The organism is Haloferax sp. ATCC BAA-644 (genome assembly GCF_000336975.1).
Taxonomy (GTDB): domain Archaea; phylum Halobacteriota; class Halobacteria; order Halobacteriales; family Haloferacaceae; genus Haloferax; species Haloferax volcanii.
In genome coordinates this window covers 466,936-483,048 of record NZ_AOLF01000013.1, presented here as the reverse complement: position 1 = coordinate 483,048, position 16,113 = coordinate 466,936, and the positions used below count along the sequence as shown (strand labels likewise).

Below are 16,113 nucleotides of genomic sequence, written 5' to 3'. Positions count from 1 at the left end.
TATACCACGCTTGCCATTGGATATCAAAGCGGGACGTGTCAACCATGATGAAAACGACCAGCGGAGAGTCTCGTATATGACCGAGACGTGGGATTCCGCGGGGTATATCGCAAGCTCACGGTACCGACTGGCCGTGTGCCGATATCTCTCGGAGCACGGTTCGGGACTGCCGTCTCGAATCGCGGCGGAGTCCGACCTCGCACAGCCGCATGTGTCTCGGGCGCTCTCCGAACTTCGGGAGCGGGGCATCGTCGAACTGTTGGTTCCCGAGTCGCAACAGAAAGGGCGGCTCTACGGGCTGACGGACCTCGGTGAACTCGCCTACGAGCGGGTCGCCCTCGACCAGGAGGCCGAGGTTACCGTCGTCGACGACGGCGAGTTTCCCGCGCCCGAACTGACCTCGGAGTTACAGGAGGCGTACGGGGACGCACTCCGAGCAGTCGCGTGGTGTGAGCCGGTACAGACGCGGATTCGCTTCTTCGAGCAGTCGCTTCTCGACCGCTACGACGACGACACCGTCAAGGCGCTCGTCGCGACGCTCACGAACGAGGAGGCCATCGACGAACCGCTCGAAGACCTACCTATCGGCGGGCCGGAGCTCGTCGCGTTCGCCATCGACAACACGCTCATCGTCCGGGTGCCGCTCGACGACGGCGTGAAACTGCTCGTCTCGCTCGACGCGAGCATCGACGTGACGCTCAACGAACTCCGCGACACCTGCCGGCAGATGACGGCCGCGGTGCTCGATTCATAACCCCAGTTTTTCTCTCGCTCCACGACGTAGCTCGGTCCGTGCCACAGCGATGCGTTTCCCCCGCGGTCGGCGTCGACGGCTGTCGGGCCGGCTGGCTGTGCGCCGTCGCCGGCGACGGCCTCAGCGTGCGAGTCGTCGCAGACTTCGACGCCGTCTGGGACCTCGCCCGCGAGCGAGGCGCCCGGCGGGTGCTCGTCGATATCCCCATCGGGCTGCCCGACGCCGCCCGCCGGGCGTGTGACCGGGAGGCTCGCGAACGACTCGGTTCTCGGGCCGCAACCGTCTTCTTCGCGCCCGTTCGGTCCGTCCTCGACGCCGAGTCCCACGAGGCGGCCAGCGCGGCGAACCGCGAGCGGACCGGGGCGGGCCTCTCCATTCAGGCGTGGCATCTCGTGCCCAAGATTCGCGAGGCCGACGCCGTTCTCCGCGAGGCGCCGCGCGCCCGAACCCGAGTGTTCGAATCCCATCCCGAACTCGCGTTCGCCGCGTTCGCCGGCGAACCCCTCCCGGAACCGAAGTCGACGCCCGAGGGGCGCGCCCGCCGTCTAGACGTGCTCAGGACGGCGTTCGTCGGATGCGGGTCCACCGACCGAGGTTCGGAAGCCGACGCGACCGACGACCGGGAGTTCGACGCCGAACGCGCCTACCGCGAGACGCTGGACCGGACGCTCCGCCGCGATGTGGCCCGCGACGACGTGCTCGACGCGCTCGTCCTCGCCGCCGCGGCCCGCCGCCCCCTCACGACGCTCCCGAGCGACCCGCCGACGGACGCCCGCGGACTGGAGTTGGCGATTCGCGTCCCGACGAGCCGTCTCGCGAGCGAATTCGGAGTTTGACAATCTTGCACAAGTATCTCTGATATCTTGAAACACACTAGTATATAGTCAACAATAGTGTGTGGTATCCTCCGAGGATAAGATATTTATGCACGGTGTTCAATCGAACAAGTGGCGCGGCTACTGTCGCCACCACAGAATACCCAGCCCAGCCCAATGCGTGATTCAGTGCCAGCACGCAGTCGGCCGCGCCTCCCGCTGCCTCTACTCGGGTTCGACGACCCCGCCCCGGGCTCGAACCCGACCGTTTCAACGTCCCGAGCGGCCGCCGCGGTCGGAAGCCTCCCGGTCGCCGTCCCGACGCGAGCGTTCGCGGTCAGCCCGAAGCTACATCTACGACCCATCCTAACCCCGCATATGTACACCGGCAGGACGGACCAGCCCTGCTGTCTCTGCGACGACCCGAAGACCGTCGCTCGCATCGCGGTCCCCCCGCGGGCGGTGACACTCATGGAGAACGCCGCGCCCATCGCGTGGCGCGACATCGTCGGGGACGTGACGCTCCAGTTCTGCGAGAGCGACTGGGAGCTCGTCACCGAGTTGGTGTTGGACCTCGGCATGCACCCCCTCTCGCGGTGTAACGTCGCCCGCGCGGACTTCAGCATCCGCGAGGACTTCGAGGCGCTCCTGAACAGCACCCGCGACGAACCCGACCAGACCGAACAGGAAGACCGGCTGCTCGCCGAGGCGCGCGCCGTCATCGACGACGCCGACGACCCGATGGTCGAAGAACGCGACCTCGTGGAGGCCCACGTCGTGGTCCGGGCGATGGCCGAACTCGGCGTCGACCGCCCCGCGTGAGCCGTGCCGTGCCGTGTCTCGCGCCGAGTTCACGCGCCGAGTTTACGCGCCGGTTCCCACGCCGAACAGCCGCGTCGACCCCCACGAGAGCACGACGATGCCGGCGACGAACACCGCCAGCGCCGCCATCATGGGAAACGGGTCGAGCGACGGTCCGCCGAGGAACGGCCCGCGGACGATGAGAAACGACGTGCCCATCGAGAGGCCGAGGCCGGCGCTCGTGACGAGCGTGAAGAACAGTTTTGCGACGCCGAGTCCCCGCGTGTCGGTCCGGAAGCGCATGGGGACACGTCCCCCGAACCCCGCTTGAACGATTTGGCCGTCTCGCTGATGTTATCGCGCGGTTGTCGAGTTCCCCCGGTCAGCGCTCGATGCGAAACCCGGTCTCGCCGTCCGGTTCCTCGTAGGTGACGTCCACGTCCTCGACGGTCGCCATCGGACTCCCCTCGTGGCACCACTCGACCATCGCCTCCACGTCGTCGCGGGGGCCCTCGAAGACGGCCTCGACGCGACCGTCCGAGAGGTTCTTCACCCAGCCGTCGACGCCGCGGTCGCGGGCGGTGTCGCGGGTCGTCGCCCGGTAGTAGACGCCCTGTACGTGTCCCGAGACGTAGACGTGCGCGCGGGTTCGACCGTGTTCGCTCATGGCTCCCGATTCGACGCCCGCCCTCAAAGGCGTGCTGCCTCGGGCGGTCGATTCGGCGGTTCGTCCGGGAGCCGATTTTCGTCTCCGAAGCGTCCCCCCGACCGCCCCGTGCGGCCGCCTCGCACGCGTCCCCCGAACCGTCAGCATCTAAGTACGACCCCGTCAACGCTGGACTATGGAACTCTTCGGCACCGCCGGTATCCGCGGGAGCGCGACGGAGCGAGTCACGCCGGAACTCGCCCTCAGCGTCGGCCGCGCCGCCGGCCGCGCCGCGCTCGAATCGGACGCCTCCGCCGAGTTCGTCGTCGGCCGCGACGGACGGACGACCGGGCAGGGCCTCGCCGCCGCCGTCGAGGCCGGCCTGCTCTCCGCCGGCGCGGATGTGACCCGCGTCGGCGTCGTCCCGACCCCGGCGCTCGCGTTCGCCTCGCGTGGTCGCCGCGGCGTCATGCTCACCGCCTCCCACAATCCCCCGACGGACAACGGCATCAAGATGTTCGTCGACGGGCAGGAGTACGACCGCGACCTCGAACGCGACATCGAGACGCGGGTCGAGGCGGACGCGCCCCCGACCGACTGGGACGACTGGGGCGCGACGGGGACGAGCGGCGTCCTCGACGCCTACCGCGACGCAATCGTCGAGTTCGCGGGCCAGCACGGGGCGGCCCTCGACGGGCTCTCCGTCGCCGTCGACTGCGGCAACGGGATGTCCGCGCTCGGCACGCCGCAGGTGCTCCGCGACCTCGGCGCGCGCGTCGTCACGCTCAACGGGCAGATAGACGGCCACTTCCCCGGGCGCGAGTCGAAGCCGACGCCCGAGACGCTCGCGGACCTCATCGCGTTCGTCGCCGACGGCGACTTCGACTTCGGTATCGGCCACGACGGCGACGCCGACCGCATCGTCATCATCGACGGGGACGGCGAGGTCGTCCACGAGGACACCGTCATCGCCATCGTCGCCGAGCACTACGTCCGCGACTCGGACGCCGACGACCCGGTCGTCGTCACGACGCCGAACGCCTCGGGCCGCATCGACGAGCGGGTCCGCGAGGCGGGGGGTCGCGTCGAGCGGGTCCGCCTCGGCGCGCTCCACGAGGGCATCGCCAGCGCCCGCGCCGACGGCGGCGACGTGGTGTTCGCGGCCGAACCGTGGAAGCACATCCACCCGTCCCTCGGCGGGTGGATAGACGGCGTCGCGTCGGCGGCGCTCGTCGCTCGCCTCGCCGCCGAGTCCGGCATGGCCGGCCTGCGCGAACCGGTCACGGAGCGCCCGTACCGCAAGGTAAGCGTCTCCTGCCCCGACGAGAAGAAGCAGGCTGCGATGGCGGCGCTCGAAACCTCGCTCCCCGAGGCGATGGCCCCCGAGTCGGTCGACACCGAGTACGGCGTCAGACTGGAGTTTGCCGACGCGTCGTGGACGCTGGTCCGCCCGTCCGGTACGGAGCCATACATCCGGGTGTACGCCGAGGCCGACGACGTGGACGCGCTCGTCGACGAGGTGACGGCCGTCGTGGAGGGCGAAATCGAGGCCGCCTGACGGACGCCGAGCGACTTCGGCGCGGTCGACGCCGCCGACGGTCGGGGGCCGACGCCCGCGACCGTGAGCCGACGGTTCTCGACTGGGATGTGCAAACGTGGCGATGCGACGCCGCTGAAACCGCGAAACGACACCTTTATGCAATTTTCGAGGCCCCTGTCTCAATAGGAGTTCATAGATATGGACAGACGTTCTTTTGTTAAAGCGGCAGGGGTCGCGGGTATCGCGGGCCTCGCAGGTTGTACGGGCGGTCCGTCAGAGGGCAGCGAAGAGACGACGACGGCCGAGCAGACGACCGAGGGTTCCGGCGGCGAGGAGACCACGACGAGCGAGCAGACGACCGAGGAGTCCGGTCCGGCGGCCAACGTCGGCATGGTCTACGCGCTCGGCGGTCTCGGTGACAAGTCGTTCAACGACGCCGCGAAGCGCGGCATCGAACAGGCGGAGTCGGAACTCGGCATCGCCTACGACGAGGCACAGCCCTCGGCGGCCGAGGAGTTCCCGCAGTTCCAGCGCCGGTTCGCGCAGTCGTCGAACCCGGACTACGACCTCGTGTCGTGTATCGGCTACGCGCAGCGCTCCGCGCTCTCCGAAACCGCGCCGAGTTTCTCGGACCAGCAGTTCATGATCGTCGACGACGTTGTCGACGAGGACAACGTGGCGAGCTACCTGTTCCGCGAGGAGCAGGGCTCGTTCCAGGTCGGCTACCTCGCCGGCCTCATCACGACCCAGGAGTTCTCGGCCGGCTCCGGTTCGACGACGGCCGACTCGAAGAGCGTCGGCTTCGTCGGCGGCACCGAGACCGACCTCATCCGCAAGTTCCAGGCCGGCTACGAGGCCGGTGTGGCGCACGCGGACGAGGAGATATCCGTGGACGTGGCCTACGTCGGGTCGTTCTCCGACTCCGCGAAGGGGAAGGAAATCGCCACCTCGATGTACGACAACGGCGCGGACGTCGTCTACCACGCGGCCGGCGGCAGCGGCCTCGGCGTCTTCCAGGCGGCCAAAGAGCAGGGTAAGTTCGCCATCGGCGTCGACTCCGACCAGTCGCAGACCGAGCCGAACTACGCCGATGTCATCCTCGCCTCGATGGTCAAGCGCGTCGAGTCGGCGGTGTACACCTCCGTCGAGAACGTCGTCAACGACGAGTTCAACGGCGGTTCCACGACGACCCTCGGCCTCGAAGAGGACGGCGTCGCCGCCGTCTACGGCGCGGAACTCGGGTCCGAGATTCCGCAGGACGTGAAGGATTCGCTCTCGGAGTCCCGCGAAGCCATCATCGCCGGCGACATCGAGATTCCGACGACGACCGAGTAACGCCACACTCGACACACGCAGTTCTTTCGACGCCGCGCGCCGAGCGACAGGGCTCCCGAATATCGAGGACAATGTTGCCGCTTTCATACCGCAGTCGGTCGAATATGCTCGCGGGTTGAACGGTTCGAACTCCCCGAGAACCGCCGCAACGCTCCGTGTGGACCACTCCCGCGTCGAGTCGAATCCCACGAGTTTAAGCGAACCCCCCCGAAAAAAGGCTCAAGATGAGCACCGCTGTTCATCTCGACGAAATCACAAAACGGTTCCCCGGCGTCGTGGCGAACGACGACGTGGACCTGACCGTCGAGCGCGGCACGGTGCACGCACTTCTGGGAGAAAACGGGGCCGGCAAGACGACGTTGATGAACATCCTCTACGGGCTCTACGAACCCACGGAGGGGACCGTCCACGTGGACGGAAAACCGCGGGACTTCGATTCGCCCGCGGACGCAATCGACGCCGGAATCGGTATGATTCACCAGCACTTCATGCTGGTCGACCCCATGACGGTCGCCGAGAACATCGTCCTCGGCAACGAACCGCGCAAGTGGTTCGGCACGACCGTCGACCGGGAGCGTGCGCGCCAGGAGGTCATCGACCTCTCGAACCGATACGGATTCGACGTGAACCCCGACGACGCCATCGAGGACGTGAGCGTCGGCGTTCAACAGCGCGTCGAGATCTTGAAAGCACTCTATCGCGGGGCCGACATCCTCATTCTGGACGAGCCCACCGCGGTCCTCACCCCGCAGGAGGTCGAAGAGCTGTTCCGCGTCTTCGAGGAGCTGACCGCACAGGGCAAGACGATTATCTTCATCAGCCACAAGCTCGGTGAGGCTATGCACGCCGCCGACGACATCACCGTCCTCCGAAACGGGAAGAACGTCGGCACCGTGAAGGCCGACGAAACGTCGAACGAGGAGCTCGCCGAACTGATGGTCGGCCGCGAAGTCCTCCTCGAACCGAAGGCCGAACCGCAGGAGCCGGGCGACGAGGTGCTCTCGGTGCAGCGGCTCTCGGCCACGGACAACCGCGGCGTGCCCGCCGTCTCGGACGTGTCGTTCGATATCCGCGAGGGCGAGGTGTTCGGTATCGCGGGCGTCGACGGCAACGGCCAGTCGCAGTTGGTCGAGGCCATCACCGGCCTGCGGACGCCGACCGAGGGCTCGATTTCCTACAAGGGCCGGGACATCACCGACGCCTCGCGTCGGTCCCGCATCGACGACGGGATGGCGTACGTCCCCGAGGACCGCCACGAACGCGGGCTCGTGATGGACTTCGACCTCGTCCAGAACGGCATCCTCGGCAGCCAGCACAGCCCGCCGTTCGCCGCCGACGGCCGGATACGTTGGTCCGACGCGCGCGAGCACACCGAGCGAATCATCGACGAGTACGACGTTCGACCGCCGCACGCCGACGCCGACGCCGAGTCCTTCTCCGGCGGCAACCAACAGAAGTTCATCGTCGGCCGCGAGTTCGAACGCGACCCGGACTTCGTCGTCGCCACCCACCCGACCCGCGGCGTGGACATCGGCGCGATGGAGTTCATCCACGAGCGGCTCTTGGACCTCCGAGCGGAGGGAAAGGCGATTCTCCTCATCTCCTCGAAGCTCGACGAGGTACAGGGCCTCTCGGACCGCCTCGGCGTCATGCACGACGGCGAACTCATGGACATCGTAGACCCACGCAACACCACCGAAGAAGAGATCGGCCTGCTCATGGCCGGCGAACGCCCCGACGCCGACGGGACCGACGCGGAACCGCCCGTGGGTGACGCCACATGAGCGCGGCCGAGAACGCGAAGGCCGTCCTCCGACGGCTGACGGCCGCCTCCGCGACGGAGCGCATCCTCATCAGCTTCGCCGCGCTCGTGCTGGCGGTCCTCGTCGGCGCGGTCATCATCCTCGTCTCCGGCCGCGTCACGACGTGCCAGACCGCGGCGACGACGCTGTTCGGAACCGGGTTCTGTTACGACCCCGTCGAAGTGTATCTCGTGCTGTTCAACGGGGCGCTCGGCGACCCGTTCCTCCTGAACGACCCCGCGCTGTTCAACCCCAACTGGAACCCGCTGAACTTCGGGTTCGCGCTCACGCTCAAGGAGACGACGCTCCTCATCTTCACCGGCCTCTCGGTCGCCGTCTCCTTCCGCGCGGGCCTGTTCAACATCGGGACGCAGGGACAGCTCGTCCTCGGCGGCCTCGCCACGGCGCTGTTTTCGTTCTTCGTCGCGCCGCTGCTCCCGTCCGGGCTCGTCGGCGGCCTCGTCCTGATTCCGCTCGCGGTCATCGTCGGCGCGCTCGTCGGCGGTCTCTACGGGGCGATTCCGGGAGCGCTCAAGGCGTACGCCGACGCCAACGAGGTCATCACGACCATCATGCTGAACTTCATCGCGGCGCAAATCGCGTTCGTCCTCGTCAGCGAGTTCTTCGGCAACCCCGACTCGCAGGTCGTCGAGACGACGCCGCTTCCCGACTGGGCGACGCTCCTCCCGGTGGCGTTCCCGCAGGGCGGCGACTTCTCGCTTCTCGCGCTCGCGTTCGGCCTCGCGCTCGTCGTCGCCGTCTGGTTCCTGCTCGAACAGACCTCGTTCGGGTACGACCTCCGGACGAGCGGCGAACAGCCGGAAGCCGCCGAGTACGGCGGTGTCGACGCCAAGCGCACGACCGTTACGAGCATGTTCCTCTCGGGCGCGCTCGGGGGGATGGGCGGCGCTATCTGGGTGCTCATGGTCATGGGCAAGTGGCAGGCCGGCGTCCCCTCGCTCGGGTTCGACGGCATCACCGTCTCCATCCTCGCGGGGAACAACCCGTTCGGCGTCGTCCCGGCGGCGCTCCTGTTCGGGACGCTCAAGTCCGGCTCCCTCGCGGTCCAGTTCGGGACCGGCGTCCCGAAACAACTCGTCGGCGTCCTCCGCGGCCTCATCATCCTGTTCGTCGCGATGCCGGAGTTCTTCCGTATGCTCGGCTCGGCCATCGACCTCGAACCGGACCGCGAGACCGTGGCCACGGACGGCGGCCGCCTCGGAGGTGACGACGAATGAGCACGACCACCATCGACCGACTCCGCGACGCCGAACTGTCTTACAGAGCGACCCTCGTCGGCGGCGCGGTGAGCGTCTTCCTGCTCATCGCGCTGCTCGGCCTCGCGTTCCCGGGCAGTATCTGGGGCAACTTCCTCGCTATCCTCACGAGTCGGAGCACGCTCTCGTCGGCGCTGCGGCTCTCGGTGCCCATCACGTTCGCCGCGCTCGGCGGTATCTTCTCCGAGAAGGCCGGCGTGGTGAACATCGGACTCGAGGGGCTGCTCATCATCTCGGCGTTCACCGCGGTCATCACGACGGCCATCGTCGGCCCCGAGATGACCGTCCTCGGCCTCCCGGCCATCTGGATCGGCTTCTTCGCCGGCGTCCTCTCGTCGGTGCTGTTCTCGGCGCTGTTCGCCGTGGTCTGCATCCGGTTCAAGGCGGACCAGATTATCGCCGGCCTCGCCGTCTGGCTCATCGCGCTCGGCCTCGCGCCGTTCGCGGCGACCGTCTACTACGGCGGCGTCAACACCGACAACCTCGGGACGACCCTCGGGACGTGGACGATTCCCGTCCTCTCGGACATCCCGTTTTTCGGTGCGTTCTTCGACGCCGACCCCGCGGTGTACATGATGCTCGTCGCGGTCCCGGCGTCGTGGTACGTCCTGAACCGCACGGCGTTCGGCCGCCACGTCCGCGCGTCCGGCGAGAACCCCAAGGCGCTCGACACCGTCGGGGTCGACGTGAGCCGCGTCCGCTACGCGGGCGTACTCCTCTCGGGCTTCCTCGCCGGCATCGGCGGCTCCGCGCTGTCGCTCGGCCTCGGCCAGTTCGTCGGTAACAACCAGACGATGGTCAACGGGAAGGGCTTCATCGCCATCGTGGCGTTCCTCTTCGGGAACTACAACCCCGTCGGCGCGTTCGGCGCGTCGTTCCTCTTCGCGGGGCTGGAGGCCGCCCAGATTCGCCTCCAGCAGGTGCCCGGCTACGGCGTTCCCGACTCGCTCATCCAGACGATTCCGTACGTGACGGTGCTCGTCGTCCTCGCGCTCGTCGGCCGCACCCGCATCCCGGCCGCCTCCGGCGAGCACTACGACACTGGCGACGACAACCGCTGAGCGACCCGACCCCCGGTTTCGCTATTTTTTCACCCGGTAAGCGCCGCGTCTCGCCGCGCCCGACCGCCGTCCGACTCGCTCCGGCGTCGGTGCGGGAGTAAAGAGTTTTCAGCCCGCGATATGGAGGTGATACCATGTCCACAGACGAGAACGACACCGCCGAGGACTCCTCGGCGAGCCCACGGACCCAGTCCGTGGACGTGGTGGTCGTCGGCGCGGGAACCTCCGGCTGTTACGCCGCCGCCACCATCGCAAACGCGGGCTACGACGTGACCATCGTCGAGCGAAAGCCCGAGGAGGAAGCGGGCCACATCGCCTGCGGCGACGCCCTGAAGGGCGCAGACGCCTTCCCCGAGGCGATTCCGAAGTCGAAAATCGAGCCGGCGTTCACCAACACCGAGGTCGACCACGGCCGCTTCGAGATTCCGCAGGAGGACACCGTCCTCGACATCCCGGTCCCCGGCGAACTCGCCGTCATCGACCGCTGGGAGTACGGCCGCCTCATCATCGAGGGCGCGGAGGAAGCCGGTGCCGACCTCCACTACGACACGGTCGTCCAGGACGTGAAACAGGCCGACGACGGCACCGTCACCGGCATCGTCGCCAAGCACGACGGCGAAGTCGTCGAGTACGACGCCGACATCGTCATCGACGGCGCGGGCTCGCTGTCGCTCCTGCAGGACAAGGTGGACTTCTCCGGGGCCACTTTCGACACGAACGTCTCCTACCAGCATTTCTCGTCGGCGTACCGCGAGGTCGTCGAGGTCCCCGAGCCCGTCGAGTGGTCGGACGCGCTCGTGTTCAAACCCGCCGAGGTCGCCGCGGGCTACGTCTGGTACTTCCCGCGGACGGAGACGACCATCAACGCCGGCCTCGGCTTCCAGATGACCGAAGAGCCGATGAAGCTCGTCGACGACCTGAAGCAGGACCTCCGCGAACGCCCCGAGTTCGAGGGCGCGGAGGTCGTCGACAAGCTCGGTGCCGCCCTCCCGACCCGCCGCCCCTACGATTCTGCGACCGCGCCGGGCTACATGGCCGTCGGCGACGCCGCGGCCCACGTCAACCCGACGACCGGCGGCGGCATCGCCGGCGCGGCCTACGCCGGCAAGTACGCCGGCGAGCAGGCCGCTATCGCGCTCGACGCGGGCGACGTGAGCGAGGAGCTGCTGTGGCGGTACAACCAGCGCGTCATGGACCACTTCGGCGGCCGCTACGCCAGCCTCGACGTGTACAACATCCTCTCGACCGCCGTCGACGTGGACGACCTGATGGGTCTCATCGCCTCCATTCCCGGCGAGAAGCTGGCGGAAGCGCTCTACTCCGGGACGACCTCGTTCGGCCCGGTCCTCCTCGCGCAGACCGCGGCGTCGAGCTACGGCCACTGGAGCCAGATTTACGAGTTCTTCAAAATCAAGCGTCTGGCCGACGAGCTGCTGGCCCACTACGGCCGCTATCCGAGTCGGCCGAGCGCCCTCGAAGGGTGGAAAGTCGAGCGGGACCGCATCATGGACGACATCTACGAACTCACGGGCGCGGACCCGAAGTACTGACCTCGGACGCCGCCGCGAACGAGACGCCCCGGAACTCGAACCGCGCGCCCCCGTTTTTGCCGGTCGTCGCCGTCACCTCCCAGCCGTGAGCGTCGGCGACGCCGGCGACGATGGCGAGACCGAGACCGGTCCCCCGCGAGTCGGTGCTGTATCCCGACTCGAAGATGCGGTCTTGTTCTTCCGGCGGGATGCCGGGGCCGTCGTCCTCGACGAAAAAGCCGTCTTCGAGCGGGCCGACGCGGACGTTGACGCCCGGCATCCCCCCGTCGGCGTCGGCTCTTGCCCGGCGGCCGCTCGCGTCGGCTGCGCTCTTGTCGGCGGCGGGAGACGGGGTCTCGGTCGGAACGTCGCGGCTCGCGGTCTCGTCTGGGGACTCCCGGCGGCTCGTCGAGCCGTGTTCGACGGCGTTCCGAAACAGGTTCTCGAAGACGGCGGTGAGCCGGCCCCGGTCGGCGAGCAGCCTCGCGTCGGCCTCGACGGTGAGTCCGGACGCCCCGAGACTGGTGTTCGTCACCGCGTCGGCGGCCACGGTGGCGAGGCTGACGGGTTCGACCTCACCGACCTCCTCACCGACGCGGGCGAGTTGGAGCACGTCCTGAATGAGCGCCTCCATCCGGTCGTGGGCGTCAGCGACCGTCGAGAGGTGTTCGGTTCCGTGCCCCTCGCGGGCGAGTTCGAGTCGCATCTGGGCGACGTTCAGCGGGTTCCTGAGGTCGTGGGTGACGACCGACGCGAACTGGTCGAGCCGGTCGTTGCGGCGGCGCAGTTCCGTCTCGCGGGCGTCGCGGTGGATGGACCACCGGACCGCGCCGACCGCGAGTGCGACCGACCCGACGAGGAGCGCCCCGTCCTCGAAGACGAGCGTGACCGCCTCGGGCTGGGCGACGACCTCGTCGACCGCGTCGGTGACGGCGTAGACGGCGAACAGCGCGGTCCCGGCGTACAGCGGCCGCCAAACCGCCGGCACGTGGCGGACGCCGCCGACGACGAACGCGCCGGCGACGGGAATCGGAATCAAGAGGAGTTCGACGGCGAACCGGAGCCAGTGGACCTCGGAGCTGTGGGGAAAGACGGCGACCTGGACGACCGCGACGCCGACGGCGATGCCGACGACTGCGAGGCCCGGACGCAGGTCTGTGTCTTCGGTCGATTCACCGCCGAGGAACCCCATCGCTGCCGGCTATGCACGGAGGGGACAAATAACCGCTGGCGGTTCGTCGCGGGCGGTTCGGTCGGTCGTGCGCCGTTCCCGCCGCGGTGACGCGGTCTGAGACGCCCCGAACGACGCGCTCGGTGCGTCTCAGGGACGCTCGGTCGCGATTCGGTCGACGCTTTCGGCGAGCACGTCGACGGCGATGCGGATGGTCTCCTCGTCAACGTCGAACGTCCGGGTGTGGTGACCGCCGGGGTGGTCCGTGCCGACGCCGACGTAGGCTGCCAGCCCGCCGCGGTCCTGGACGTGCTGCATGAGGTAGGTCGCGTCCTCGCTGCCGCCGAGGTCGTCGCGGTCGAGAATCGAGGTGACGCCCTCGACCCCCTCGCTGACGCCGCCGACGATGGCCGCGAGCGCGTCGTCGCTGCGGGCGCTCGGGGCCTTGCCCTCGACGTTGATTTCGACCTCGCAGTCGTGCATCGCGGCGGCCGACTCGATGACCGTGTGGGCGCGGTCTTCCATGTACTCCATGAGCTCCGTCGTCGCGCCGCGCACCTCGCCTTCGACGAACGCCTCCTCGGCGACGATGTTCGTGGCGGTCCCGCCGCCCATCAGGCCGACGTTGACGCGGGTCGCGCCGTCCGAGTGCCGGGAGATACCGTAGAGGTTCTGGGTGGCCGCCGCGGCCGCGAGGTTCGCGTTCTTCCCCTCCTCGGGCTTCGCGCCCGCGTGGGCCGGCGCGCCGGTGAACTCGGCGCGGAAGTGCGAGACCGCGAGGAAGCCGTCGATGCCGCAGACGACCTCGCCGGTCGGGTGGTCGAGCCCGACGTGGAGCGCGAGCAGGTAGTCCACGTCGTCGAGGTGGCCGCCCTCGGCGACGGCCTTGCCGCCGGCGACCTGTTCCTCGCTCGGCTGGAAGAACAGCTTGAACGTCCCCTCGAAGTCGGAGTCGATGACGGCGTCGAGGACGCCGAGGCCGATCGTCGCGTGGGCGTCGTGGCCGCAGGCGTGCATGAACCCCTCGTTCTCGGAGCGGAACCCCTCGGCGGCCGGGCGGTGGTCGTCGGCCTCGGACTCGGGGATGGGGAGCGCGTCGATGTCGACGCGGAGGCCGACGGTCGGCCCCTCGCCGCGCTCGACGACCGCGACCGCGCCGGTGTGGCCGCCGGCGAGGCGGTCGAGTACGTCCTCGCGCGCGCCGGCCTCGCGGGCCCGATCGACCCACGCGTCGAGTTCGGCGTCGTCGGGGACGGCCATGCGCTCGTCGGCGTCGAGCGTCTCGGGGCCGACGTAGAGCGCGTCGAGGTCGCGCGTCTCCAGTTCGTCGACGAGGCGGGCGGTGGTGTAGAACTCGCACCACGCGGGTTCGGGGTGGCGGTGCAGGTCGCGGCGAAGCGAGACGAGGTCGTCCATCGTCGCTCGGTGGCTCATGTCTGGACTCTTTTCCCCCGGCGATGATAAACGCTCCCGACGTTTCGTGGGCAAGAAACGCAAGTTTGGAAGAAATAGTTGGAGGAAATTCGTGCCTATTATATATCCCAGTCAATCTCTGACAAACGATGCCAGAAGAACCGGACATCGAGCTCAGTTTCCGTGGCGGGCGCCTCGTGAGCGCCCTGCCCATCGCCCTGTTCATCGCGTGGGCGATTTTCCAGAGCGGTATCCTCGGTATCGGCGATACGACCGGCCTCGTCGCGGGGATGCTGACAGGACTCATCGCGGGACTGCTGTTCGTCCGGGGAGACTGGAAGGACTACGCGGACGTCATCTTCGCCGGCATGACCCGCCGGGTCGCCGCGACGGCGGTCGTCGCGTGGCTCTGGGCGGGCATGTTCGCAGAGACCATCCAGGTCGGCGGCTTCGTCGACGGCCTCGTCTGGGCGGCCACGGTCCTGAACGTCGGTCCGGGGCTGTTCCCGGCGGTGACGTTCCTGCTCGCGGCGCTCCTGGCGACCGGTATCGGCACCGGCTACGGCACCGCAATCGCCTTCACGAGCCTCGTCTTCCCGGCGGGGCTCCTCCTCGGCGCGAACCCCGTGTTGCTGTTCGGCGCGATTCTCTCCGGCGCGGTGTTCGGGGACAACCTCGCGCCCGTCAGCGACACCACCATCGTCTCCGCGGTCACGCAGGACGCCGACATCGGCGGCGTCGTCGCCTCCCGCGTGAAGTACGCCGTCGTCGCGGCGGCGCTCGCAATCGCGGCGTACCTCGTCGCCGGCTTCGGTATCCCCGGCGTCTGGGGCGGCATGCCGCACGTCGACGTGGCCGGCGAGGTCTCGGCGTCGGTGTCGCCGTGGGGGCTCGTCCACCTGCTCGACATCGCCGTGGTCATCGTCCTCGCCGTCCGCGGCCGACACATCATCGAGGCCGTCTCGTGGGGGCTGCTCCTCGCGGCGGCGTTCAACGTCGCGCTCGGCGCGGCGAACCTCGTGGACGTGTCGGCCGGGAGCATGCTCCTGTTCAGCGCGCCGCAGAACGGCCTGACGCAGGCTGTCGAGGCGCTGCCGCTCCTCGGTGCCGTCGTCGAGACCGTCCCCGCGGGACAGGTCGGCGTCGGCGGCAGCGTCTACTCCGGCGCGGCCGGCTTCTTCCCGCTTATCGTCCTGACGCTGTTGCTCGTCGCGGGCGCGGAAATCATGCGCGCCGGCGGCGGCTTCGACGCGATTCAGGAACTCGTCATCGACCGCGTCGCCACGACGGTCCGCCGCGCGGAGACCACGATGGTCGTCGGGACGGCGCTCGTCAACGCGACGGTCACCATCAACACGGCGGCCGAAATCGCCATCGCGCCGTACATCGCCACGCTCGGCAAGCGCTTCAACATCAACGGCTACCGCCGCGCCAACATCCTCGACGCCAACACCTCGGCGCTCGGCTACATCTTCCCGTGGGGCGGCGGCCTCCTCGCCGGCTACGGGGCCATGCAGGGTCTCGTCGGCGGCGAGGCGACGCCGTGGTTCACGGCCGAGATGCTCGTGAACCCCGCGTCGGTCTTCCCCTACGTGTTCCACGGCTGGTTCCTCGTGGCGGTGTTCCTGCTCGCCGCGTGGACCGGCTACGGCCGCGAGTACGTCTCCGACCGCACGAGCGAGGAGGTGAGCCGCGTATGAGCCGCCTCGACAAGCTCTTGGCCGGCTGGACGTTCCGCACCGCGACGCCGACGTTCGAACCCGGCGAGGTCATCACGGCCTACATCAGCGAGCGCAACGGCGACGGCCTCACCGTCCGCATCGGTGACTCGGTTATCCGGGTCGAAGACGGCGAAGGGGCGGCCGTCGAGGACAAGGTTCGGCTGAAGGTCACGTCGTTCGACGCGACCAACCACGTCGGCACCGGCGACGTGGTCGAACTGCTCGGGCCGGACGCCTGAGCGACGAAA

15 protein-coding genes are annotated in these 16,113 nt (G+C 68.5%); 11 read left to right on the top strand and 4 right to left on the bottom strand.

Going from position 1 to position 16,113, the window contains the following annotated elements; translation table 11 throughout:
* Positions 1 to 76 precede the first annotated feature (76 nt).
* From C458_RS06255 to C458_RS06245, 3 genes are all read left to right on the top strand, one after another.
* Positions 77 to 754, top strand: coding sequence for a winged helix-turn-helix domain-containing protein (locus C458_RS06255; protein WP_049896984.1), 678 nt, complete (start codon positions 77 to 79; stop codon positions 752 to 754).
* 38 nt (positions 755 to 792) lie between these two features.
* Entirely contained in the window at positions 793 to 1,590 is a 798-nt protein-coding gene (locus C458_RS06250) for a DUF429 domain-containing protein (protein WP_008574167.1), read from the top strand.
* 357 nt (positions 1,591 to 1,947) lie between these two features.
* A complete protein-coding gene (locus tag C458_RS06245; RefSeq protein WP_004043533.1) occupies positions 1,948 to 2,391 on the top strand; it encodes a hypothetical protein in 444 nt (147 codons plus the stop codon).
* A 42-nt stretch (positions 2,392 to 2,433) separates the two neighbouring features.
* On the opposite strand, the gene C458_RS06240 is transcribed toward C458_RS06245, so the two are convergent.
* Positions 2,434 to 2,673 (bottom strand): hypothetical protein, encoded by a 240-nt coding sequence (locus C458_RS06240; RefSeq protein WP_008574163.1) that lies wholly within the window; start codon positions 2,671 to 2,673, stop codon positions 2,434 to 2,436.
* Positions 2,674 to 2,752: 79 nt separating this feature from the next.
* Positions 2,753 to 3,037 carry an acylphosphatase gene (locus C458_RS06235; protein ID WP_008574162.1) on the bottom strand — a complete coding sequence of 95 codons (285 nt, stop codon included), beginning with the start codon at positions 3,035 to 3,037 and terminating at the stop codon, positions 2,753 to 2,755.
* 175 nt (positions 3,038 to 3,212) lie between these two features.
* Here C458_RS06235 and C458_RS06230 point away from each other — a divergent pair, with 175 nt between their 5' ends.
* From C458_RS06230 to C458_RS06205, 6 genes are all read left to right on the top strand, one after another.
* Positions 3,213 to 4,574: a phosphopentomutase/phosphoglucosamine mutase gene (locus C458_RS06230; RefSeq protein ID WP_008574161.1), complete on the top strand. Its 1,362-nt coding sequence runs from the start codon at positions 3,213 to 3,215 to the stop codon at positions 4,572 to 4,574.
* A gap of 180 nt (positions 4,575 to 4,754) precedes the next feature.
* On the top strand, positions 4,755 to 5,891 hold the full coding sequence (locus C458_RS06225; RefSeq protein WP_008574160.1) for a BMP family protein: 1,137 nt from the start codon (positions 4,755 to 4,757) through the stop codon (positions 5,889 to 5,891).
* 224 nt (positions 5,892 to 6,115) lie between these two features.
* A complete protein-coding gene (locus tag C458_RS06220; protein WP_008574159.1) occupies positions 6,116 to 7,675 on the top strand; it encodes an ABC transporter ATP-binding protein in 1,560 nt (519 codons plus the stop codon).
* Complete coding sequence (locus tag C458_RS06215) at positions 7,672 to 8,931, top strand: ABC transporter permease (RefSeq protein WP_008574158.1); 1,260 nt, start codon at positions 7,672 to 7,674, stop codon at positions 8,929 to 8,931. The genes C458_RS06220 and C458_RS06215 overlap by 4 nt, the downstream gene beginning before the upstream one ends.
* Entirely contained in the window at positions 8,928 to 10,031 is a 1,104-nt protein-coding gene (locus C458_RS06210; protein WP_008574157.1) for an ABC transporter permease, read from the top strand. Before C458_RS06215 ends, C458_RS06210 begins: the two co-directional genes overlap by 4 nt.
* Before the next feature lie 134 nt (positions 10,032 to 10,165).
* Positions 10,166 to 11,581 carry a geranylgeranyl reductase family protein gene (locus tag C458_RS06205; RefSeq protein ID WP_008574156.1) on the top strand — a complete coding sequence of 472 codons (1,416 nt, stop codon included), beginning with the start codon at positions 10,166 to 10,168 and terminating at the stop codon, positions 11,579 to 11,581.
* On the opposite strand, the gene C458_RS06200 is transcribed toward C458_RS06205, so the two are convergent.
* Positions 11,556 to 12,752 (bottom strand): HAMP domain-containing sensor histidine kinase, encoded by a 1,197-nt coding sequence (locus C458_RS06200; RefSeq protein ID WP_008574155.1) that lies wholly within the window; start codon positions 12,750 to 12,752, stop codon positions 11,556 to 11,558. The genes C458_RS06205 and C458_RS06200 overlap by 26 nt on opposite strands.
* Before the next feature lie 129 nt (positions 12,753 to 12,881).
* Positions 12,882 to 14,165, bottom strand: coding sequence for an amidohydrolase (locus tag C458_RS06195; protein ID WP_008574153.1), 1,284 nt, complete (start codon positions 14,163 to 14,165; stop codon positions 12,882 to 12,884).
* Between the two features lie 128 nt (positions 14,166 to 14,293).
* Between C458_RS06195 and C458_RS06190 the strand changes: the two genes are divergently transcribed.
* Together C458_RS06190 and C458_RS06185 are read left to right on the top strand one after the other, a co-directional pair.
* Positions 14,294 to 15,844 carry a Na+/H+ antiporter NhaC family protein gene (locus C458_RS06190; protein ID WP_008574152.1) on the top strand — a complete coding sequence of 517 codons (1,551 nt, stop codon included), beginning with the start codon at positions 14,294 to 14,296 and terminating at the stop codon, positions 15,842 to 15,844.
* The gene (locus C458_RS06185; protein ID WP_004063445.1) at positions 15,841 to 16,104 is read left to right on the top strand and encodes a hypothetical protein; all 264 of its coding nucleotides are present in this window, start codon (positions 15,841 to 15,843) and stop codon (positions 16,102 to 16,104) included. Before C458_RS06190 ends, C458_RS06185 begins: the two co-directional genes overlap by 4 nt.
* The last annotated feature ends 9 nt before the right edge of the window (positions 16,105 to 16,113 follow it).

What these genes read in the sequence shown, in the direction of transcription:
- C458_RS06255 (WP_049896984.1), top strand. Translation starts at nt 77, where the DNA reads ATGACCGAGACGTGGGATTCCGCGGGGTATATCGCAAGCTCACGGTAC.
- C458_RS06245 (WP_004043533.1), top strand. Translation starts at nt 1,948, where the DNA reads ATGTACACCGGCAGGACGGACCAGCCCTGCTGTCTCTGCGACGACCCG.
- C458_RS06240 (WP_008574163.1), bottom strand. Translation starts at nt 2,673, where the DNA reads ATGCGCTTCCGGACCGACACGCGGGGACTCGGCGTCGCAAAACTGTTC.
- C458_RS06235 (WP_008574162.1), bottom strand. Translation starts at nt 3,037, where the DNA reads ATGAGCGAACACGGTCGAACCCGCGCGCACGTCTACGTCTCGGGACAC.
- C458_RS06230 (WP_008574161.1), top strand. Translation starts at nt 3,213, where the DNA reads ATGGAACTCTTCGGCACCGCCGGTATCCGCGGGAGCGCGACGGAGCGA.
- C458_RS06225 (WP_008574160.1), top strand. Translation starts at nt 4,755, where the DNA reads ATGGACAGACGTTCTTTTGTTAAAGCGGCAGGGGTCGCGGGTATCGCG.
- C458_RS06220 (WP_008574159.1), top strand. Translation starts at nt 6,116, where the DNA reads ATGAGCACCGCTGTTCATCTCGACGAAATCACAAAACGGTTCCCCGGC.
- C458_RS06215 (WP_008574158.1), top strand. Translation starts at nt 7,672, where the DNA reads ATGAGCGCGGCCGAGAACGCGAAGGCCGTCCTCCGACGGCTGACGGCC.
- C458_RS06210 (WP_008574157.1), top strand. Translation starts at nt 8,928, where the DNA reads ATGAGCACGACCACCATCGACCGACTCCGCGACGCCGAACTGTCTTAC.
- C458_RS06205 (WP_008574156.1), top strand. Translation starts at nt 10,166, where the DNA reads ATGTCCACAGACGAGAACGACACCGCCGAGGACTCCTCGGCGAGCCCA.
- C458_RS06200 (WP_008574155.1), bottom strand. Translation starts at nt 12,752, where the DNA reads ATGGGGTTCCTCGGCGGTGAATCGACCGAAGACACAGACCTGCGTCCG.
- C458_RS06195 (WP_008574153.1), bottom strand. Translation starts at nt 14,165, where the DNA reads ATGAGCCACCGAGCGACGATGGACGACCTCGTCTCGCTTCGCCGCGAC.
- C458_RS06190 (WP_008574152.1), top strand. Translation starts at nt 14,294, where the DNA reads ATGCCAGAAGAACCGGACATCGAGCTCAGTTTCCGTGGCGGGCGCCTC.
- C458_RS06185 (WP_004063445.1), top strand. Translation starts at nt 15,841, where the DNA reads ATGAGCCGCCTCGACAAGCTCTTGGCCGGCTGGACGTTCCGCACCGCG.